Source organism: Actibacterium mucosum KCTC 23349, assembly GCF_000647975.1.
GTDB classification, from domain to species: domain Bacteria; phylum Pseudomonadota; class Alphaproteobacteria; order Rhodobacterales; family Rhodobacteraceae; genus Actibacterium; species Actibacterium mucosum.
The window spans coordinates 26,384-47,016 of record NZ_JFKE01000011.1 but is presented as its reverse complement, the minus strand read 5'-3'; the positions used below and the strand labels follow the sequence as shown (position 1 = coordinate 47,016).

Annotated in this window: 21 protein-coding genes; 4 read left to right on the top strand and 17 right to left on the bottom strand. The window is 58.3% G+C overall.

Features of this window, described 5'->3' with window-relative positions; translation table 11 throughout:
* Positions 1-14: 14 nt before the first annotated feature.
* Complete coding sequence (locus ACMU_RS17785; RefSeq protein WP_152544676.1) at positions 15-713, top strand: LytTR family DNA-binding domain-containing protein; 699 nt, start codon at positions 15-17, stop codon at positions 711-713.
* Here ACMU_RS17785 and pdeM read toward each other — a convergent pair.
* From pdeM to ACMU_RS17770, 4 genes are all read right to left on the bottom strand, one after another.
* Positions 683-1,369: a ligase-associated DNA damage response endonuclease PdeM gene (gene pdeM / locus ACMU_RS17780; protein ID WP_035262556.1), complete on the bottom strand. Its 687-nt coding sequence runs from the start codon at positions 1,367-1,369 to the stop codon at positions 683-685. The two genes, ACMU_RS17785 and pdeM, sit on opposite strands and share 31 nt — an antisense overlap.
* A 38-nt stretch (positions 1,370-1,407) precedes the next feature.
* Positions 1,408-3,813, bottom strand: a complete 2,406-nt coding sequence (locus ACMU_RS17775; RefSeq protein ID WP_035262553.1) for a ligase-associated DNA damage response DEXH box helicase — start codon at positions 3,811-3,813, stop codon at positions 1,408-1,410.
* A 431-nt stretch (positions 3,814-4,244) separates the two neighbouring features.
* The gene (locus tag ACMU_RS19540; RefSeq protein ID WP_161635706.1) at positions 4,245-4,388 is read right to left on the bottom strand and encodes a hypothetical protein; all 144 of its coding nucleotides are present in this window, start codon (positions 4,386-4,388) and stop codon (positions 4,245-4,247) included.
* A gap of 14 nt (positions 4,389-4,402) precedes the next feature.
* Positions 4,403-5,713, bottom strand: a complete 1,311-nt coding sequence (locus ACMU_RS17770; RefSeq protein ID WP_035262550.1) for a P-loop NTPase family protein — start codon at positions 5,711-5,713, stop codon at positions 4,403-4,405.
* 135 nt (positions 5,714-5,848) lie between these two features.
* Here ACMU_RS17770 and ACMU_RS17765 point away from each other — a divergent pair, with 135 nt between their 5' ends.
* Entirely contained in the window at positions 5,849-7,498 is a 1,650-nt protein-coding gene (locus ACMU_RS17765; RefSeq protein WP_035262548.1) for a hypothetical protein, read from the top strand.
* Here ACMU_RS17765 and ACMU_RS17760 read toward each other — a convergent pair.
* The 12 genes from ACMU_RS17760 to ACMU_RS17705 form a co-directional block, all read right to left on the bottom strand.
* A complete protein-coding gene (locus ACMU_RS17760) occupies positions 7,471-7,959 on the bottom strand; it encodes an A24 family peptidase (RefSeq protein ID WP_035262543.1) in 489 nt (162 codons plus the stop codon). The two genes, ACMU_RS17765 and ACMU_RS17760, sit on opposite strands and share 28 nt — an antisense overlap.
* Positions 7,960-7,970: 11 nt before the next feature.
* Positions 7,971-8,828, bottom strand: coding sequence for a tetratricopeptide repeat protein (locus tag ACMU_RS17755; RefSeq protein WP_035262539.1), 858 nt, complete (start codon positions 8,826-8,828; stop codon positions 7,971-7,973).
* Between the two features lie 26 nt (positions 8,829-8,854).
* The gene (locus ACMU_RS17750; protein ID WP_328286667.1) at positions 8,855-9,262 is read right to left on the bottom strand and encodes a tetratricopeptide repeat protein; all 408 of its coding nucleotides are present in this window, start codon (positions 9,260-9,262) and stop codon (positions 8,855-8,857) included.
* Positions 9,263-9,425: 163 nt separating this feature from the next.
* Positions 9,426-10,427 carry a type II secretion system F family protein gene (locus tag ACMU_RS17745; RefSeq protein WP_035262532.1) on the bottom strand — a complete coding sequence of 334 codons (1,002 nt, stop codon included), beginning with the start codon at positions 10,425-10,427 and terminating at the stop codon, positions 9,426-9,428.
* 11 nt (positions 10,428-10,438) lie between these two features.
* The gene (locus tag ACMU_RS17740; RefSeq protein WP_035262529.1) at positions 10,439-11,407 is read right to left on the bottom strand and encodes a type II secretion system F family protein; all 969 of its coding nucleotides are present in this window, start codon (positions 11,405-11,407) and stop codon (positions 10,439-10,441) included.
* A gap of 5 nt (positions 11,408-11,412) precedes the next feature.
* Positions 11,413-12,855 carry a CpaF family protein gene (locus ACMU_RS17735; RefSeq protein WP_035262525.1) on the bottom strand — a complete coding sequence of 481 codons (1,443 nt, stop codon included), beginning with the start codon at positions 12,853-12,855 and terminating at the stop codon, positions 11,413-11,415.
* Between the two features lie 26 nt (positions 12,856-12,881).
* Positions 12,882-14,150, bottom strand: coding sequence for an AAA family ATPase (locus tag ACMU_RS17730; protein WP_035262523.1), 1,269 nt, complete (start codon positions 14,148-14,150; stop codon positions 12,882-12,884).
* Positions 14,151-14,325: 175 nt separating this feature from the next.
* The gene (locus ACMU_RS17725) at positions 14,326-14,988 is read right to left on the bottom strand and encodes an OmpA family protein (protein WP_051588435.1); all 663 of its coding nucleotides are present in this window, start codon (positions 14,986-14,988) and stop codon (positions 14,326-14,328) included.
* Positions 14,989-14,993: 5 nt separating this feature from the next.
* Positions 14,994-16,424 (bottom strand): type II and III secretion system protein family protein, encoded by a 1,431-nt coding sequence (locus ACMU_RS17720; RefSeq protein WP_035262518.1) that lies wholly within the window; start codon positions 16,422-16,424, stop codon positions 14,994-14,996.
* Between the two features lie 209 nt (positions 16,425-16,633).
* The gene (gene cpaB / locus ACMU_RS17715) at positions 16,634-17,482 is read right to left on the bottom strand and encodes a Flp pilus assembly protein CpaB (RefSeq protein ID WP_035262516.1); all 849 of its coding nucleotides are present in this window, start codon (positions 17,480-17,482) and stop codon (positions 16,634-16,636) included.
* 170 nt (positions 17,483-17,652) lie between these two features.
* Entirely contained in the window at positions 17,653-17,841 is a 189-nt protein-coding gene (locus ACMU_RS17710; RefSeq protein ID WP_035262692.1) for a hypothetical protein, read from the bottom strand.
* Positions 17,842-18,079: 238 nt separating this feature from the next.
* Positions 18,080-18,274, bottom strand: a complete 195-nt coding sequence (locus ACMU_RS17705) for a Flp family type IVb pilin (RefSeq protein ID WP_035262512.1) — start codon at positions 18,272-18,274, stop codon at positions 18,080-18,082.
* A gap of 355 nt (positions 18,275-18,629) precedes the next feature.
* On the opposite strand from ACMU_RS17705, the gene ACMU_RS17700 reads away from it, so the two are divergent.
* Together ACMU_RS17700 and ACMU_RS17695 are read left to right on the top strand one after the other, a co-directional pair.
* Entirely contained in the window at positions 18,630-19,466 is an 837-nt protein-coding gene (locus ACMU_RS17700; RefSeq protein ID WP_051588434.1) for a lytic transglycosylase domain-containing protein, read from the top strand.
* A 143-nt stretch (positions 19,467-19,609) separates the two neighbouring features.
* Positions 19,610-19,948, top strand: coding sequence for a hypothetical protein (locus ACMU_RS17695; RefSeq protein WP_035262508.1), 339 nt, complete (start codon positions 19,610-19,612; stop codon positions 19,946-19,948).
* Between the two features lie 58 nt (positions 19,949-20,006).
* Here ACMU_RS17695 and ACMU_RS17690 read toward each other — a convergent pair whose 3' ends face one another.
* Positions 20,007-20,633, bottom strand: coding sequence for a 3-oxoacid CoA-transferase subunit B (locus tag ACMU_RS17690; protein WP_035262506.1), 627 nt, complete (start codon positions 20,631-20,633; stop codon positions 20,007-20,009).

Sequence of the window (20,633 nt, the reverse complement as noted above, 5' to 3'; positions counted from 1 at the left end):
TATTGTGGTCGCCAGTGCCGGTTTTGTCTTGGGTCGCGTTGACCTTGATGATCGGCATTTCGGGACCTTTTGGCAGCTACGAAAACCTCGAGCTTCCGATGCGGCTGGCAATGTGGGCCGTGTTCAATATGGGTGCCATCGTCCTGGGCGTGATCGTCCGGCTGGGCATGTGGCGCCTATTGCGCACAAAAGGTTATTGGACAATTTCGGTTTTGACCTCTGCCGTGTTGGCCTTGTCGCTTGCTGGCCCGTTGCATGTCTTTGTGCTGTTTCTCGCCGAAGAGACACAGCAACGCATCCCCTCATTGGTCGAAAACGTGATGATCCTGTTTTCGATTGGATTGGGTCTCAGTTCTTTGCGTATTCTTCTGGACCGCCCCGAGCCGCCAGAGGACGCGCCGCCGCCGCGACTGGTGCGTCGTCTTTCACCGGGCGTCCGCGGTCAACTGATCCGCTGCGCAGTGGATGATCACTATGTCATTGTCGTAACCGAGCAGGGCGAAGAGCAACTGTTGATGCGGTTCTCTGATGCGATATCCGAGCTTGAGGGCGTGGATGGCCTGCGTGTGCACCGCTCACACTGGGTCGCAATGGATGCCGTCACCGGGCATGCCAATGAAAACGGCCGGTTGTTTCTGTTGTCCAAGGACGGCGCCCGTATACCTGTCAGCCGCAATTACCGTCAGGCGGTAGAGGCACGGCTGTCTGCCTGATCCCCGCAGGGTAGGGGTACAGCCAAGGCACGTTTGCCGGTCAAAATCGCGCGCGCAGGGGGCTGCATCAGCCCCGCTAGCGCGGCATCGCTGTGCCTGAGGCCGCCGGTGAAAGTGCCGAAAGCCGGCAGGATCACCCGCCGTTCGTCCAGCAGGAATGCCCGGTGCGACCCGGCGCCAAACCGCATCTTTGGGTGGTAATGGCCCGAAACCTCGCCCGGTCCGGCATCCGGCGCGGCGATATGGCGAAAGGTCAGCGGCCCCATCGCCATTTCGGCCAGATGCGCGCCGCCAAAGGCGGTGGGGCCGGGGTCGTGATTGCCCTCGATCCACACCCATTCGCGGCCCGCCATCAGCCGCGTCAGCCACAACGCCTCGTCCTCACGCAGATTGTCCATCGCATCTAGATCGTCGAACGTATCCCCCAGACAGACCACTTTGCGTGCGCAAGAGGTATCCAGCACCGCCTCCAGCCGCTCCAGCGTCTCGCGCACCTCGTAAGGTGGCAACATCGCGCCACCACGCCGCGCCATGCGTTCCGATTTGCCCAGATGCAGGTCCGACACCACCGCCAGCGCCTGATCTGGCCACCACAGCGCGCCCGAGGGCAGGGCCACCAGATCGGCACCGTTCAGCGAAAAGCGATAGTCGTTCATGCTTCGTTCTGACCGTATCCACCCACTGATTGCAAGCCCTAACTCAACCCTGCCGCTGCCATCGCGCTCTCGGCGGCTTGCGCCAGCAGATGCTCGCGCGCCTCGCCCTTGATCGGCACCTTGCCCACCTCCAGAAACAGCGGCGCGGCCAACGGGCTGACCCGGTCCAGCTTCACATGGTCGATCCGGTCACCCACGCGGGCCAGCATGTGCTCGATCCGACCAAAATCGACCAGCCCCTTCATTGCCTCCTCGCGCGTGATCTGCATCAGCAAATGGTTGGGGTCGTATTTGTTCAGCGTGTCATACAGGATGTCCGACGAAAACGTCGCCTGCCGCCCCGACTTGCGCTTGCCATTTGGGATATTGCGTTCAATCAGCCCGGCGATCTGCGCGCTGTTGCGAAAGGTCCGCTTCATCACGTAATTGCCGTTCAGCCAGCTTTCGAACCCCTCGCGCATGTCGGTGGCATCAAACAGCCACCCGGGCTTGGTCACCTCGCGCAGGCCCCAGATCAGCGTGGCGTAATCGGTGGCGACAAAGCCCAGCGGCTGCAAGCCGTCGGCCTCCATCTGCTGCGTCAGCAACAGCCCCAGCGTCTGCTGCGCGTTTTTGCCGGCAAACCCATAGGCGCACATGTGCCAGCGCCCGTCATGGGGGAAGGTTTCCACCAGCAGCTTTTCGTCGCCCGGCAGGCGCGACATGTCGCGCTGCAAGGCCAGCCAGTCGGCGGTGTGACCCGGCAAGTCCGGCCAACTGGAAAGTTTAAACAGTTGCAATATTCGGTCCGACAACTGGGTCGAAGTTGCAAATTTTGTGCCCGAGAACACAGCGATGCGCGGTGTGGCGCCCGGTGTGCGGGTGACCTCTACCGTCATCTCGCGCAGCCCCTCATAGCGCACAACCTGCCCGCCGATCAGAAATGTTTCGCCCTTGGTCAGGGTGGCGGCAAAGGCCTCCTCCACCTCGCCCAGCGGCATGCCGCCGCGCGCGTGTTTCAGGCGCACTTTCATCAGGTCGGCATCGACGATGGTGCCAATATTCATCCGAATGCGGTTGCCCGCGCGCGGGTCGCGCAGCTGCCACAGCCCGTCCTTTTCCACCAGCCGCTGCCATTGGTCATACGCCCGCAGCGCGTATCCACCAGTGGCGGCAAACTCCAGACAATCGTCAAATTCCTGTTTGGTCAAAGCGGCATAGGCGCCGCAGCTTTGCACTTCGGCATACAGATCCTCGGCCGCAAACGGCCCCGCCGCGGCGCGGATCAGGATATGCTGGCACAACACGTCGCGGGGCCCCGGCCCGCGCGGGTCGCCGTCCAGATCATGGTCGCGCGCGGCCGCAAGTGCGGCGTGGCATTCGACCACCTCGAACCGGTTTGCCGGCACCAACAGGGCCTTCGAGGGCGCGTTATAGCGGTGATTGGCCCGCCCGATCCGCTGAATCAGCCGTTTCACGTTCTTCGGCGCACCAACCTGGATCACCAGATCCACATCGCCCCAATCAATCCCCAGATCCAACGACCCGGTGCACACCACCGCCCGCAACTGGCCCGCCACCATCGCCGCCTCGACCTTGTCGCGCTGCTCGCGCGCCAGCGAGCCGTGGTGGATGCCGATGGGCAGCGCGTCGTCGTTGGCCAGCCACAGCGCGTGAAAAAAGATCTCGGCCTGCGCGCGCGTGTTGTGGAAAATAAGCGTTGTTTTGTGGGCCTTTACCTGGTCCAGCACCGCCGGGATCGCATAGCGCCCGCCACCACCCGACCAGGGCGGCAACTCGGCCGTTTCCAGCATCGCAATATCGGGATCGGGGCCGGGATCGGCGTGCAGAACCGGGCAGGGATCGGGGTGGCGGGCCAAGTAATGCGCCAGTGCAGGCGGGTCCTCGACCGTGGCGCTCAGCCCCACGCGGCGCAGGTCGGGGCACATGGCTTGCAACCGCGACAGGCACAGCATCAGCTGATCGCCGCGCTTGCTTTCGGCCAGCGCGTGGATCTCGTCCACCACCACCCGCTGCAGCCCGGCAAAGGTGCGGTGCGCGTCGTCATAGCTCAGCATCAGAGCCAGGCTTTCCGGCGTGGTCAGCAGGATATGCGGCGGGTCGGCACGCTGTCGGCGTTTCTTGGTATAGGACGTGTCGCCGGTGCGATCCTCGATCCGGATCGGCAGGGCCATCTCGTCAACGGGCGTGCGCAGATTGCGGCCAATATCGGCCGCCAGCGCCTTGAGCGGCGAGATATAAAGCGTGTGCAGGCCCTTATGCGTGCCGTCGGCAAGCTCTGCCAATGTTGGTAGGAACCCGGCCAGCGTCTTGCCCCCACCGGTGGGCGCGATCAACAGCAACGAAGGCTCGGTGGCGCGCTGCACCATCTCGGCCTGATGCGGATGGACCGACCAGCCGCGTTCCGCGAACCATTGCGTGAAGACCTTGGGCAGAACATGCATTGGGAGAGTGTAGGATTGATGGGTGCGGATGCCCACAGCGAATGGTGGCTTTGGGCGCTAGTCGTTGATGTTCAGGATTGCTATACACATTTTATGAAGCGTGCCGTTATCATTGTGTTCGGCCTCATAGGTTTGTCTGTGAGTGTACTCCTGCTCAATGTTCATTTTATCAGAGCAAGCTGCCTTCGAAATGGCGCTGTCCCGACTTCTATCGCTGAGGCGTCCGAACAAATCGGGAATCGGCTTCACCATACAAGCATGGAAGAGTGGTCTGCCATGGGCGTTTCTAAGCAAGAATTGCTTAGTTCAATCGACGTAGTCGAAGTGAAAGGACCAGCAATGACGTTTGAACACCCCTCCACAAGATATGTGACTTTCAGGCTGTCGAATTGCCCCGCGATTCTTAGACCAATCACCATTGGTGTTGACTGTTATGGCAGAGCAAATCTTGGCTGGATCGCCGGACGCTGCCTTGGAAACCAAGAATAGACGCGCGCCAACACTTCGCTGAAAATCAAAAGCGTTAAAAACAGTGCGACGGTCACTTTGTCCGCGATACGGCCTTTGGCGGCCATGAACGCTGGCAATATCAGTGTATGATCTCTTCCTGTTTCACGAACATGTTTGCCCAGGCGCGGTCGATCAGGTCGGGGGACATCTGATAGGGGATGCCTTCGAACTCGCAGATGGCGATCATCTGGTCGATCAGGAATACCGGCTGATAGTTGGCATAGACATTGTCGATGGTCGGATATTTCTTTTGCAGCAGATAGATCAGCGTGTCTTCGTTCAGCGGCATTTTCTTCTTGCGCGCCACCAAAGCGAAGATTTTCAGGAAGTCCTCCTGACACGGCCCGTCGATCTTGATCTTGAAGAAGATCCGGCGCAGGGCGGCTTTGTCGAAGATCTCGTTGGGGTGGAAGTTGGTCGAGAAGATGACCAGCGTGTCGAAGGGGACCTCGAACTTTTCGCCCGATTGCAGGGCCAGGATGTCGCGGCTTTCTTCCAGCGGCACGATCCAGCGGTTGACCAGCGCCTGCGGCGGTTCGGCCTGGCGGCCAAGGTCGTCGACGATGAAGACGCCGCCGGTGGATTTCATCTGCAGCGGCGCCTGATAGGTGCGCGCGGTGGGGTTATAGACCAGATCCAGCATGCTGAGCGACAGCTCGCCCCCGGTCACAACCGTTGGCCGTTCGCACAGCACATAGCGCGTGTCATAGCGGCCCGACGTGCGGCGCAGTGAGGTGGGGTCGTCGACCTGCTCTTCGGCCTTGGAATGCACGATCGGGTCGTAAACGGTGATCACCTGACCGGCGTATTCGATGGCGCGCGGCACATAGATTTTGTCGCCCAAAGCATCACGGATGCCGTTCGAGATCGACGATTTACCGTTGCCCGGGGGGCCGTACATCAGGATCGAACGGCCCGATGACACCGCGGGCCCGAGATGGCTGAGCAGGTCGTCGGGCAGGATCAGGTGGCCCATGGCGCCGGTCAGCTGGTCGCGGGTGATCTGAATGTTGCGGATCGACTGGCGTTTGATCTGTTCGCGATAGACCTCCAGCGGCACCGGCATCGCGCCGTAGTATTCGGACTGCGTCAATGCATCCTGGGCGCGGGCCTTTCCGCCATCGGTCAGTTGATACCCCATCTCGCCACCCGAATTGGCGTGCAGGGTGCCGGTTGCCTCGATCAGCTTCTGGCTGCGGGCCAGATCAACCAGTTCCTGTGTCACCGGCACAGGCAGGCATATGGCGCGCGCGATCTCGGTAACCTGGTCCACGTTCTTGCGAAACACGGTTTTCAGCAGGATGTCCCGCATCATAACGATGGGCAGGCGCATTTGGTCCAGCGACCTTGGAGCGGGCGGGGCCATCACGTTGCTTGTCTGCATATTCATTACAATGCGCCTTATTTCTGCTCAATTGTTCTGCGATATCGTGCCTGAACGGCGTGTTGAGGCATCGAATACCGCGCAAAGCGGGCCGAAATGAGGCCACAGTTTGAAATTGCGAAAGAAACAAGCAGGGCAGGCATGAACAAATCGCAATCATTGAAGTTTCTGGCATTCCTATTTGTCGTTTTGGGTTTTTACGCATTGGCCACTCTGGCAAAGGGCGGGCTGTTCATTGGCAATTACGAAGGCGACACGGCGCATTTGCTGGACCTGTCGTTCCGGCTGGCCGCGGGCCAAGAACCCCATGCCGATTACATGACGCCGCTTGGGGTCATGGCCTACGCGCCGATTTCCTTGTTCCTATGGCTGGGGCAGGGGGCAGGGCATGCCGTGATCTATAGCCAGCTCTTTTTCGCGCTATGCATGATCCCGTTCGTCTGGTGGGCCATGAGCAGCCGGTTGAGCATGGGTTGGGCATTTTTCCTTGGGTTCTACGTGATCATGATGGTTGTTGCCCTTTCGCAGGGTCAGACCGCCACCCATGTCTCTTTGGCCATGCACTATAACCGCTGGGCCTGGGCGGTGGCCTACGTCGCTGTCATCGTTGCGGTTCTGCCGCCTGCCCATCGCCAAAGCGCGCTTGCAGATGGCTTGACGATTGGTCTTTGCATGTCGTTCCTGGCGCTCAGCAAAGCCACGTATTTCATCGCTTTCGCGCCGCCGGTCGTTCTGGCTCTTCTACTGCGCAAGGACAGCGCCGCCTTGGCGGCGTCGCTGGCGACCGGGCTTGCCGTGATTGCCGGTGTGACAACGCTGGCGGGTGTTGGATTCTGGCAGGCTTACCTAGGGGACATGTTGGCGGTGTCGCAGTCCGAGGTGCGCCCTTACCCGAACAAGCCGTTTCTCGATATGCTGCGAATGCCGAACTATATTGGTTCGACCCTGACGATCCTGATTGCGGTCATCTTCCTGCGCCAGGCGCGGCAGGCGCATATGGGTCTGATGCTGTTGGTTCTGGCCCCTGCATTTTTCTATGTCACTTTCCAGAACTTCGGGAATGATCCGCAATGGTTAATCCTGGCAATGGTATTGGTTCTTGCTGCGCGGCCGGCTGTGGGGATAGTTAACAAATTCGGATGGGACTTGCGTCAAGCGCTTGGATTGACGGCGGTTGCCCTTGCGGCTTTTGCGTCTCCCGCCGCGGTGAATATGGCCTTCAGCCCCAAGATTCACTATGGGGCCGAGATTACCGAGCACGATGTGTTCCTGCCCACGCAGTCGCGTCATGCTGACCTGTTGGGTAAAAAGGATCGGTCATTCGAGCTGAAGGCCAACATCCGCCTGGACATCGCCGAGGCCGCGCCAATCGTTGCCTCGCACGTGCCAGAAGAAGAATACACCATTTTGAACGGCGAAGCCTTGCCGGCATGTGAAATCTTCGCAGGCGCAGTGGGGTTCTTCAGCAGCCTCGCAGAGGAGCTGAATACAGCTGGCTACGGACCCGAGGACCAGATTTTGGTGACGGACATCGTGAACGTGATCTGGATGTTCGGGGACCTTACGCCATTGAAAGGGGGGGCACCCTGGTACTATGGCGGCGCACCGGGCTTGGAGAATGCTAACTACGTGCTTGTTCCCACGTGCCCATACCGCATGTCTGAACGCCACCGTATCCTGGGCGTGATCGAAGACCGCGGTATCGCGTTGGCCGAAGTGTATCGCAGCCCGGCCTTTATCTTGTTGGAGGTTGGTGGTCAGCCCTACGACACAGCGGCAAACACCAGGTAAATTGCCAAAACAGGCCCCAAGGCCAGGCCCATCGGAAACTTGCGACTGTCCCATGACACCCAGTCAGGGGCAGCTTTGCGGACCGGCGGTAGCATGCGCGCGCCACGGTGAATGAAGAACGACGCGGGCAAGATTGCGCAGAACAGCAACATAAACCAAATGGCGTCACCCAGCGGGATGAAAGGTGCCATAGCCGCCGCGTATTTCGCGTCTCCCGCGCCAATCATGCGCAACAGGTTCAATACGAACCCAATGGCCAGAACGACGGCCAGATGCGACCACCGCCACAGGTATTCGCCAAACGGCAGCACAACGATCCCAACAACCGCAAAGCACAGGGCCAGCGCAAAGACCGCGCGGTTGGGAATTTTCATGAACTTAAGATCGCTCCACGCGACCCACAGCCCGATGACGCTCGCAAAAGGGAGAAAGGCCAGGGCGGCAGTAGATGACAGATGCATCGGTGGCTCGATCAGCCCGTCTCTGAATCCAGCGCGCGCAACGACCGCACAGCTTGTTCAAAGTGTTGCGGGTGGGTCGAAATCGCGTCCTCCAACAGACCACGTCCAATGGCGACATCGCCCTGTTTGACCGCCGACAACGCCGCCGTGTACAGCAATTGAGCCCGTTCGATCTGCGACATCTCGATGACTGGCAATTGATAGTTTCGCTGTGCACCACGGGCCAGAACAAGGTTGTTCTTGGCGGTGAACAGGTTGCGGTCATAGCTGATGGCGTCAACAAAAAGCCCCTCGGCGTCGCGGAAATCACCGCGGCTTAGCTTGGAGTAACCCCAGTTATTCAAAACGTTTGCCGGGCGGGTGGTAAGACCCACGGCCGTTTCATAAAAGTGGTCTGCCGCGTCCCATTCCTGATTGCTGTCAGCGACCATGGCCTCAAGTCGATAGCGTTTGTAGGTTTCCACGGTCGGCGGAACACTGTCCAAAACTTTTTCGGCGTCATCCCACTTGCCGCCGCGGATCAAGGCGTCTGCCAAGTCAATCTTGTCGTCGGGCAAAGCTTCGGGATGGGCAACCACGGCCTTCCACGCGCTGATCGCCTCGGTCGCCAGTTTGGCGCGAACCAGAGATTTCGCCAGTCCACGCTGGAAATCGATCCGGTCGGGTTGTTCTGCAAGTTGCCGCTTGAAGAATGTTACCGCCTCGTTGGGGTCGGCAACGCTCAGCATGATATCGTTCAGGCTGGCCTCGTCTGCTGCCACAACTTCGGCAACGGCGCGTTCAACTTCTTCTTCAGTCGTACCCCCCAAGCAGCCGGCAAGTGCCATAGTGCTGCCGAGGCATAGCGAAACAAGGGTAAATCGGCGCATTTTTGCGTCCTTTTACTGCTCTGGCCTCATGGTGTGGAAAGCAGCAGGTAGCGCCCGTTTCCTCTCCGCACCAACTCGAAATTATAGTTTTGTTGACTATCATACGCAGGATTGTCGGTTTTTGCGATAGCCAAGCGCAGATTTTCGCGAATTTCGTCGGAATTGCCACTGTCCAGCGCAAAGGCACGCTGAAAGACCAATTTGGCTTCGCCGTATTCGCGTCGCTCCATCAAGACCACGCCCAAGTTGTTCCACGCGGCGGGAAAGGTTTCGTCAAGGTCAATGGCTTTGCGCAGCAGTTCTTCTGCTTGCCCCAACCGACCTAATCGCAAATTGGCGGAACCAATGGCCGAGTAGGTGTCGGCGTTCAAACCACGTTCGCCGCCGGAACGGTAGTAGGCTTTGAGGGCAAGTTCGTATTCCCCCGCAGCCATGAGCCGGTGACCCACAATCAACCCATCCACAGCCTCCGAGACTTTGGGTGTACCTGCCGGGGGCGGGGGGCCTTCGTATTGTGCGCCAAGGCCGCCGGTCTCCTGACAGGCGGCCAACAGGCAGGCGGTTACCAAGGCAGCCGCCGAATTTCGAAACATCACATCAAACTGCCGCGCTGTTGAGCATCTGGTAGATACCGTAGCACGATGGCCCGATTAAGATAATCAACAATGGCGGAACCGTGAACATCATGGTGCCGAGGGTCAGTTTGGTCGGCAGTTTGTTCGCGGCCTCTTCGGCGCGCATCACACGCTTGTCCCGCATCTCGGCCGCATACACACGCAGAGCATCGGCGATCGAGGTACCAAAGCTGGTCGATTGGATCAAAACGGTCACGAAAGAGGAAACGTCTGCGACACCGCAGCGTTCGCCCATGTCTTTCAAGACGCTGGTTTTGTCTTTACCGGCCTTGATCTCGTGGCTGACAATCTCGAACTCTTCAGCCAGCGCGGGATAACCTGCGCGGATTTCCTTGGAAACACGGATGATGGCCTGATCCAGCGATTGGCCGGCCTCGACACATACCAAAAGCATGTCCAAGCTGTCCGGGAATCCGTTGATTATTTCTTCCTGGCGTGACTGCACGCGACGGGTCACCCAGTATTTCGGAAGGAAATAGCCGACTCCACCAGGCACAAGAACCGAAAGCATCAATTGCTGCGTCGAGATCTCTTCGGACGTGGCCGACGTAACCACGGCATACATCACGCCCAGAAATAGAAAACCCAGGCCCAGCACAAGCTGAGCAAAGTGAAAGGCGCGCACGGCCGACTTTGACCGATAGCCCGCACGCAAAAGCTTCAGCCGCGCCGCTGAAAGCTCTTCTTCGTCTTGCGGTTCAAGAAAGTTGGCGAATTTGTCGAGTTTTTCAGTGCTTTTGTTGCCGTGGCGTAGTTTCGCCTGCGGGATCTCGGCAATTGGTTCCACCGGCTGGCGAGGCGCCTGGGCCCCTTTCAGCCGATCCAACGGGTCCACCTGTTTGCGCAAGAACATCGGCAAGGTGATCACAATGCACAGCACACCCAGCAAACCAACGGCATAGAGCGGCCCAAGCTCGCCGAAATTCTGCGTCAGGTATTCGTTGATTGGTTGCAGGAATTCCATAGTTCGACCTCTTACACCTTAATATTGACCATGATCCGCATGAAGATCACGTTCGCCACCAAAAGCGCACCAACAACCAAAACGGCAGGGATGAACACCGCTGTGTCCTTCACCTCGTCATAGTAATCGGGCTGCACCATGTTGATCATGACCGTCGCCGCGATCGGGAAAGCCGACAGGAACATGCCCGACCACTTGGCCTCGGCGGTGATTGCCTTCACCCGGCGAAACAGTTTGAAGCGCGCGCGGATCACTTTCGCCAAACCATCCAGAACCTCGGCCAGGTTACCACCAGATTGCTGCTGAATGGTCACGGCCACGGCAAGAAAGCGCAAATCCTGCATGTCCATCCGTTCGGCCAGATCTTTCAGACTTTCCGAAACGTCGCGGCCATAGGCGCTTTCGTCAGCGATGATGCCGAACTCGGACCCCAGCGGATCGGGAACTTCCTTGGCCACAATCGAAATCGCCGAAGCGAAAGGGTGGCCAACGCGCAAGCTTCGCACCATCAGTTCAACAGCGTCGGGTAGTTGTTCTTCGACCATGGCCAGGCGTTTCTTGGCTTTGCCGTTGACCCAGAAATACACGCCGCCGACGCCCATGACGACAGCCACAATTGCGCGAACAGGTGTGTCCGCCTCGGTGGCTACGGCCAGCGCAAAGAACGAAAAGATCGATAGGCCTATCATGATCACGATCAGCGCCTTCGGCGAAAAGGCAATATTGGCCTTCTGCGCTTTGTCGGCCAACATCGAATACAGCGGAATGCCGCGAGCGTGCATGTGCTGGCTCATCTCCTTGCGGAGCTGTTCCAGAACCTGTTCGCGGGCCGCGCCTTTTTCCAGCATGTCGAGGCGGCGATTGACACGGTTGTTCAGGCTGATCGACTTACCAAAAACGGTCAGATAGATGCCTTCGACCAGCGCAAGCACGGCCACGAAGATCAAGCCATAGATAATCGGTTCTGCCGAAATCTGCATCGTGGTTACTCCGTGATGGGTTCAAAGATGGCCGGCGGCAGGTCGTATCCCCACTGCTTGAACCGCTCTGAATAATGGGACCGCACGCCTGTGGCGTTGAAACGGCCAATGATCTTGCCGTCTGTGGCCAGGCCCAGGCGTTCGTAACGGAAAATCTCTTGCATCGAGATCACTTCGCCTTCCATGCCCGTGATTTCGGTGATCGACACCATGCGGCGCGAGCCGTCCTGCAGGCGGCTGGCCTGTACGATCAGGTTCACAGCGCTTGCGACCTGGCTGCGCACCGCCTTCAGGGGCATCTCGATCCCGGCCATGGCGACCATGTTTTCCAGACGGCTGACACCATCGCGGGCGCTGTTGGCGTGGATCGTGGTCATCGAGCCGTCGTGGCCCGTGTTCATGGCCTGCAACATATCGATCACTTCCTCGCCGCGCGTCTCGCCCACGATGATGCGGTCAGGTCGCATCCGCAGCGCGTTACGCAGACAGTCGCGCTGACTAACAGCGCCTTTGCCTTCGACGTTGGCGGGGCGGCTTTCCATCCGGCCCACATGGGTCTGTTGCAGCTGAAGTTCGGCCGTGTCCTCGATCGTCAGAATGCGTTCGGCATCGTCGATAAATGAGCTGAGCGCGTTCAGCGTGGTGGTTTTACCCGAGCCCGTACCGCCTGACACGATCACGTTCAGCCGGCAGGCCACAGCGGCCTGCAGATAGGCGCCCATTTCCTCGGTAAACGCCCCGAACTTGATCAGGTCGTTAATGCCAAGCTTGTCCTTTTTGAACTTACGGATCGACACCAGCGAGCCGTCCACCGCAATCGGCGGCACCATCGCGTTAAAGCGCGAGCCGTCGGCAAGGCGGGCGTCCACATAGGGGTTGGATTCATCCACGCGGCGTCCAACGGCCGACACAATCTTGTCGATGATCCGCAGCAGGTGCTTTTCGTCTTTGAACGTGATGTCGGACAGTTGCAGGCGACCGGCACGTTCCACAAAAATCTGTTTGGGACCGTTAACCAGAATATCGTTGACGTCTTCGTCTTTCAGCAAGGTTTCCAGCGGGCCAAGGCCCGTAACTTCGTCAAACAGGTCCTGGTGGATGTTTTGGCGTTCGTCCTTTGTCAGAACGACGCTCATTTCTTCCAGAGCTTCTGCCGAGATGGCCTGAATCTCTGCCTTGAGATCGGATTCCGAGGCATGCTCCAGCGCCGAAAGGTTCAGGTCGTCCAGCAAACGCTTGTGCAGGTCCACCTTGATCTCGGACAGGCGGTCCTTGCGCTTGCGCTCTTTGTCTTCTGGGGCAGCTTTGGCCGGAGCTTTCTTGGCAGCCGCACGTTGTTGTGCGGGTTTGGGTTTTGTCTTCGTCGGAAGTTCCGTAACGACTTGAGCAGCCGCGCCATTGGCAGCGGCTGGCCGTTCGGTTTCTGGTTTTTTGTATCGCGAAAACATAGCGTTACCCGTTATCTCGTTTCAATTTAGCCCACGGCTGCAGCCGAGCCCTCGACGGCGTGGGCATAAAGTTGCGCGGCAAGCTTCTGGATTTCCTTGCGCAGTGGCAGCTTGGCGGCTGTTTCGGCAAGCGGCAGTCCGTGGTCGCCTGCCTGCGCGACGGCCTTGCCGCCGTCCGGCAACATAACCTCGATGTCGATATCCAAGTTCTCTGCCATCCGCTTGACACGGCTTTTGCCTGACAAATCGGTGAATTTCGGCGACCGGTTCAGAACATAGCGCAGCTTTTCATGCGGCAGATCTTCGCTTTTGAGGGCGCGGATCATGCGCAAGGTGTTTTGGGCAGACCGCATGTCCAACTCTACCAGGGCAAAGTAGACATGCGCGCGGTTCAAAACCGTTTCTGTCCACTGAACCAGCGTGCGCGGCATGTCGATCACCACGAAATCAAAATTCGCCTGCGCACGATCAATCAGGTTGTTCACGTCGTCCGGCACAATGAAATCCAACGGCAGGATTTCCGAGGGCGCGGTCAGAACGTGAAGTTTTTCGTTGAATGGCAAGGTTGCCTGAACAAAGGATTCGTTGTCCATCGCTTCGGTGTCTGCGACCAGTTCATAAACCGCGTCCCGGCGCGGCAGGTCGAGATAGGTCGAAGCCGAGCCAAACTGCAGATCGAAATCCAACAAGCAGACCCGCGGCGGCTCTTTCTTGTCGGCCAATGCCAGTTCCCATGCCAGGTTAACCGCAAAGGTCGATGCACCCACGCCACCTGCCAGACCGTGAACGGGCAAAACCACGCCGTCGCGGCTTTGGTCCGCGCCAACGGCGGTGATCCCCTCGGGCTGCTCTTGCTGAGCGACTTCGACGGCAATCATGGCCGGAGATGGCGTGCGCAGCTTTTCGATGGCTTCCCGCAGCGCGCCTTGGGGCAGGGGATACGGCACAAAGTCGTCCGCCCCAAGGCGCAGCAATTTGTGCAGCACCATGGGGCCCAGTTCATCAGCGATCAGGATAACGCCGATCCGGGCTTCTTTCGCGGTACGAACAAGGTTTTCGATAAGGTCCAAGCGGCCTTCGTCGTCAGAGTTCACTGCGATTGCAACGAACTCCAGGTTCTCGGCATCTGCTTCACCGAAAAAGGCGCTGGCGTCTTCAAAGGACAGATCGCCCCAGCCTTCGCCAAGCTCGGCCTCCATGTCTTCGATCAGCTGATCGAAGTTCTGAATGTCGCGCGACACCGTACAAGCGACGATTGGCGCCGGTTCTGGTTGCAACGCTGCGATACTCGCCATTCCCTCTGCATCCTTCCTGTTTCGCGTGTCTCGGAAACCGGATGCCTTGTGGCGATTATCCTGTCTCCGCAGCCACGCGGGCCCGACTCGATGCCGGGCCAGCTACTGCCTCACAGGAGAAGATGGAGTGCAATCTTGGCAACATTACGGCTTAAAAGCCGAAATTGTTTGGTGATCAGCGCTCTTCGCGGGACGCTTCTGGGTCGAACGGAACGTCCACATGTGTTTCCGTCGCGCTGCGGCGGTATTCGTCGTAGACGAACAACCCATACTTGCCATCAAGGATCTGATCGCGCGGCTTGATGAAGCCGGACACTTCGGTCACCGTGCGACGATTCTTGCGCTCGCGGTTCTCGGTCAGAACCAATGGCTGCGTTTCGCCAAAGGAAACAACGGCTTCCAGGCGGCTGCGGTCGATGCCCTGTGCAACGAGGAAGTTCACAGCGGCGCGTGCACGTCGCAGACCCAACGAGCGGTTATAGCCGTCGCTGCCCACTTTGTCGGTGTGACCATACACGCGGAAACGTGCGAGGTTATATTCCTTGATCCACGCGGCCTGCTGACGCAAAGCGGCCTGTGCTTCGGCATCCAGTGCCGCACTGTCGAAGGCAAAATTGATCGTTGCCGGAGCTTCGTCTGCGAACTTGCGTGTCAGGTTGATGATGGCGTTCAACTCGCCGGTCATAACCTGGATGTTGTTCATCGTCGGATTGCCGAAACTGCCGGTATCCAGATCGTCCCCTGCAGGACGATAGAAATCGGCGATCGTGTTGGGCGTACAGGCCGACAGGGCCAGGGCCGCGGTGGTTGTCAGAGCTATCAGCTTGAAATTTGTCATCTCAATCACTCCAGAACGTAACCGTAGGAACCCGAGAAGTCCTGCCGGGCAACCTCGCCGGCGGCACCCGATTGCGGGCGACGTTCGGCGGCAACTTTGCCGTTGAGGAAAAGTTCGTGTTCACTGGGGGGCCTGACACGATCCGTTGGCAAGGCAAAAGCTTCGCCGGTTGTCGGTGTGACCAGATGTGCGGTGATGATGATCACCAGTTCGGATTGTTGGCGCTCGTACTCGGCACTGCGGAACAGCGCGCCAAGGATCGGCACATCACCCAACCACGGTACTTGACCGGTTGCCGAGCTGAAATCATCTTGCAACAGACCGGCAATGGCAAAGCTTTCGCCGTCGTGCATCTCAACGGTTGTAGATGTGGATCGGGTCGAGAATCCGGCAATCGACGTTGAACCATCCGTGAAGCTGGCGGCGGCGTCAATGCTGCTGACTTCTGCGTCAAGGCGCAGGTTGATGTTTTTGCCGACAACGCGTGGGGTAAAGTTCAGCTCAATGCCGAATGGTTTGAAGTCCACCGTGACCGATCCGTTTTCATTCGCAACGGGAACCGGGTACTCGCCACCGGCAAGGAAGCTTGCCGATTGGCCTGAAAGCGCTGTCAGGTTCGGTTCGGCAAGTGTGCGAACAAATCCTTTTGATTCAAGAGCTTCAAGAAGAACGGCGAACTCGACATTGCCAACGCCAAACCCGATCGAAGCCACACCCGTGGATGCCAGACCGCTGGCTACCGCCGTTGCGGGATCACCATCGAACAGGTTCGCCAGGTTGTTGTCTTGCGCGAAAGTGCCGTTACCACCGTTAAACCCGACATCGCCACCGCCAGAACTGCCGTTGAACGCGATGCTGGACGACAGGCTCTTGCGGACGGAACGGTTCATTTCCGAAAAGCGCACTTTTAGCAACACTTGCTGACTGCCGCCGATGGCCATCAGGTTAGAGACGCGGCCGGGCGCATAACGTTGTGCCATGTCCAAGGCGCGATCAATTGCAGCGGCCGAAGTGACAGTTCCGGAAAGGATCAACCCATCGTTAGCGGGGCGCACTTCAATCGGTTCACCCGGCAAAACCTCGCGCAGGCGTTCCTTTAGCTCGCTGATATCCGGCGTGACACGGACCAAAACGTTGGTGATCAAGCTGCCATCGGGGCCAAGCAGCGTCAGCGTTGTACGGCCCGGCTCCTTGCCCAAAACGTAGATGCGACGATCCGAAAGGGTCGAGATGTCGGCGATACCGGGGTTGGCGATGGACAGTTCCGCAAATGGAACGTCACTCTCAACCACAACGGCCCGGTTCATCGGAATGTCGAGATTGCTGGATGCTGCGCCGGACATGACACGCAGAGTGTTCGCTGAAACGGGAAGAGTTCCTCCGGCCGCGACAGCGATGCCCAACAGGGCTGCCCTGATAATGGTCTTCATTCGCATGTGATCCTGCCTCTCCGATCACTGTTTTTTAAGGGTCTATTTTTGCCCAATTGGCTGCACAATGCGCCAATTCGAGTTTTTTTGCAAGAATCAACCGTTTGGGCGCGGTAACTTATGTGGATAACCCGCAACAATACCGTTCACGACCCAACGCCAAAGCGGGCAGGAAAGCCCCCGCCCGCTTTGACAACCGTAATATTCGCGTACCCCTAGTTGGTGCAGGGGATAGGAATTTCGACCACATCTGCGCCGCGGCGCGTACGGATCGTGCAGATCTCTTGCGGTTCAGCTTCCACAACTTCCTGCTCTTCTTCGTCTTCGATGCCCAGCAGAAGGTTCTGGTCAATCTCTACTGCTGCAGCCACGGTTTCGTCGGTCGCGCCGACCAGCGACAGCGAAAGGCGACCCGTCGATTGGGCCTGGGCCAATGTCGCAACCTGCTGTGGGCTTGCTTCGACGGTGACCGTGCGCGCGATGGTTGGACCTTGGCGATTGCTGTCGGCGGTTTGGTCAACAGCAATCAAACGGACGCCAGCCTCAATCAGTTTCGTCACCTTGGCTTTGCCTCTGGCCGACCCCGTCCAGTAAACGTCCACGCGGTCACCGGGGCGCAAGAAGCCGGAAACGCCCGAGCTTACGTCAACCGAGATCGCAAACGCGCGCATGCCTTTGGACAGGCGCGACGTGATGCCCGCATCCTCGCCAGGCTGGGTTACCTTTACGGCCAGAAGCGGTTCGTTGGCTTCCATGGCGCGCAATACGAGGCGCGGTTTGGCGTTTTCTTCGGGGAACAGGGTCTCGGCAACCTGAAACACTCCCTCGGGCAGTGTTTCTGCCGGCCAGGGAACAAGTTTGGCGTCCTCAACCATCAGTTCCTCGCCATAGGCCAAGGCCCGCGTGGCGATGTAAACTTCGGTCAGCTTGATCTGTTTGGCGCGCTCTGCCTGCTCGTTTGCGAGGGCGGTTTGATACTGCGCGACATAGCCCTGCACCATGTAGACGGCAAAGCCCGCAAGACCCAGGCCCATTAGCAGAACAAATGCAAAAAGTAGCCGCATAGCCGTTCCTTTCATATGAACGGGCGCGCGGTTTCAATCCGTGTGAAATAACCGCACAGCCCAGCGATTGGTGAAAAGTTATTGGCGAAATGCGGCAGAAAGGTGGTCCACCGGTGGTGAAAACGGGGATTTTGCACGATTTCGCGCCAATGGCATGTTCCGCGGGCTGACTAGTCGCCGACGGCGACGGGCAGGCTGGTCAAGTTCCCGCTAAGCGAGTCAGCCAATGTCTCGGAGCCGTTTGCCATCGAGTAGATCACAGCAAATGCAAGGCCGGTGATGGCTGCCGTCAGAACCACCCAGTCGATGGTGACAGCGCCTTCCTCGTCGCAGAACAGCTTTTTCACAATCTGGCGCATGGCGCCCTCCATAATTACGGCCGAACACACGGCATTACCAAATACCAAACAGACGTCCGGCCATGGTTTGTCGCACCCCAATCGGGCCAAAAGAAGGCATTTTAGCTACTTTTTAGAGCCGAATGGCTCTTCGGCGCGGAAGCTAAGGGTAATGGCAAGCCGCCCACTCACATGCGCGCAAAAACAAAAAGGCCGCATCGAACGATGCGGCCCATTTGCGTGTTATGCGCGGTGACTATTAGTCGCCAGCAGCAACAGTAACACCAGCAACTTCGGTCGAGATGTTCGAACCCAGAGCGGTCAGACCACCGTCTACCGACTGGAATACTGCGAAGCCCAGGCCAACAACGGCCGCGGTCAGCACAACCCAGTCAACGGTAACAGCGCCGTCTTCGTCGTTGCGGAAGTTTTTGATCATTTCAAACAGTTTCATGGGATAACCCTCTCAGTTAAGTGTGTGTCAGTCAGTCAGTCAGTCAGTTTCTTCGCCTGTTTGGCTCCCGGGGTGTTTGTTGTCCCGTTTGCCTCGTTGGCATGGCGTTAATTAGCCCTTGGAATGGGGCAAGAGTTTGGCGGGTGCAGGGCAATTTTTGACGACTTCAAATTTCCCGGCAAAAACGACTTAAGTATTTGTTTTTAAATGGAATGTTTTTTTAAAGAAAATTTGGAATAACCTTTGGTTAAGGTGAATCACCCTGTGAAACTTGCCCCAAACACCGAATTTTCTGGCCGAAAAACTCAAAATTTGCGACTGTTTGCACGAAAACAGAGGCAGAGCAGAGCCCAAAATGAACCGAGTTTTTCTTGCAGCACTGGCAGGGGTTGTCCTGGCGGGCGGGGTTTTGGCCGAGGTGCCGGCCTCGTCCGGGTTTACATTCAAGCGCGTCAAGCCGCCCGCACCCGATACAAAGAAAAGGATCACCGTTCAGGTGCCGCCACGAGATAATCCCGCTGTGATTGCACCACCCAGCGATCTGCCACAGCCCGAAAGCACCGTTGCCGTTGCACCAAACCCTTTGTCCGGGATTGGCAGCTATGCCTGGTACTGGGAGCTCATCTCTCCCTCTCTGATTGATAGTGCCCCCGGGCGTTTACAAGAGGCCGTGACGGCGCTTGCCGCAGGACCGGAAGGGACGGGGGTTTCAAAACCACGATTGGCGCAAATGCAATCGTTGGCGGAAACCTATGGGACAGATTTGTTGATCGCCACGGTTGGAACGTCCGTATCGCCGGCGCTCGCGCTGGCTGTCGCCAGTGTAGAAAGCGGCGGCAACGCCGAAGCGTTGAGCCCAAAGGGTGCGCATGGAGTCATGCAACTGATCCCGGCGACCGCTGAACGGTTTGGTGTCGAGGATTCAGCGGATCCGGCACAGAACATCGCGGGCGGAGTCAAATACCTTGATTGGCTGATGCAAGAGTTCGATGGCGACCCTATCTTGGTCCTTGCCGCGTATAATGCCGGCGAAGGGGCTGTGAAGAAAAACGATGGCGTCCCCCCTTATGCAGAGACCCGCGACTACGTTCCAAAGGTTCTTGCCGCGTGGACTGTGGCGCAGGGTCTATGCATGACACCGCCGCAACTTGTCAGCGACGGCTGTGTGTTCCGCACAAGTGGCTCGCAGTAGATCACAGCGCTGTGTGCATATGTGCGCAGTAAAACTTTCAACCTCACGCTTCTGTGCATTGAAGCGAGCGAACCCCAACCCCAGATCGACATCATCAACGGCACAACGCCGTATCCCAAAACACTCTGATGGAGATCTGAACTATGAAAAACGTAATCCTTACTGCCGCCCTTGCCCTGTCTGTTGTTGCTCCTGCTTACGCTGACGAACGCGCCGACCGCGAATTCGCTCGTATCGCTGCCGAAGATGACAGTAACAACCGTGGTCTGTTGAACGCACGTCCGAACGCAGTGCTGTCGACCAAAGGTCAGGCACGTGCAGCTGAAATCTTTGCTGACATCTTTGCTCAGGACGAATCGAACAACCGTGGTCTGCTGTCCGACCGTTCGAACGCCGTTCTGTCGACCAAGAGCCAGTCTCGTGCAGCTGAAATCTTCCGCACGATCGAAGAAGCAAGCGACGGTTTCAACCACGGCCTGTAATAGCCAAGTTGAACTGGAACAAAAAAACAGGGGCCCGAACCGGGCCCCTGTTTTGATTTTAAGCGACGATTGTCGCTTCGGTTGCAGCGCGCAGTTCGTCTTCGGAGACGCCGTCTGCGGTTTCAACGATTTTCAGGCCACCCTCAACCACGTCCAGAACGCCCAGGTTGGTGATCACGCGGTCCACCACACCTTTGCCGGTCAGCGGCAGGGTGCATTCTTTCAGCAGCTTCGAGGCACCATGCTTGTTGGTGTGGTCCATCACCACAACGACACGGCCAACGCCGGCCACCAGGTCCATGGCGCCGCCCATGCCCTTTACCAGCTTGCCGGGGATCATCCAGTTTGCCAGGTCACCTTTCTCGTCCACTTCCATCGCGCCCAGGATCGCCATGGCGATTTTTCCGCCGCGGATCATGCCAAAGGATGTGGCGCTGTCAAAGTACGCAGTGTTGGGCAGTTCGGTGATGGTCTGCTTGCCGGCGTTGATCAGGTCGGCATCAACCTCGTCATCGGTCGGGAAGGGGCCCATGCCCAGCATGCCGTTTTCCGATTGCAGCGTCACCTCGACCCCGTCGGGGATGAAGTTGGGCACCAGCGTCGGGATTCCGATCCCGAGGTTCACATACGTGCCGTCCTGCAGTTCCTTTGCCGCGCGTGCGGCCATCTGATTGCGATCCCACAT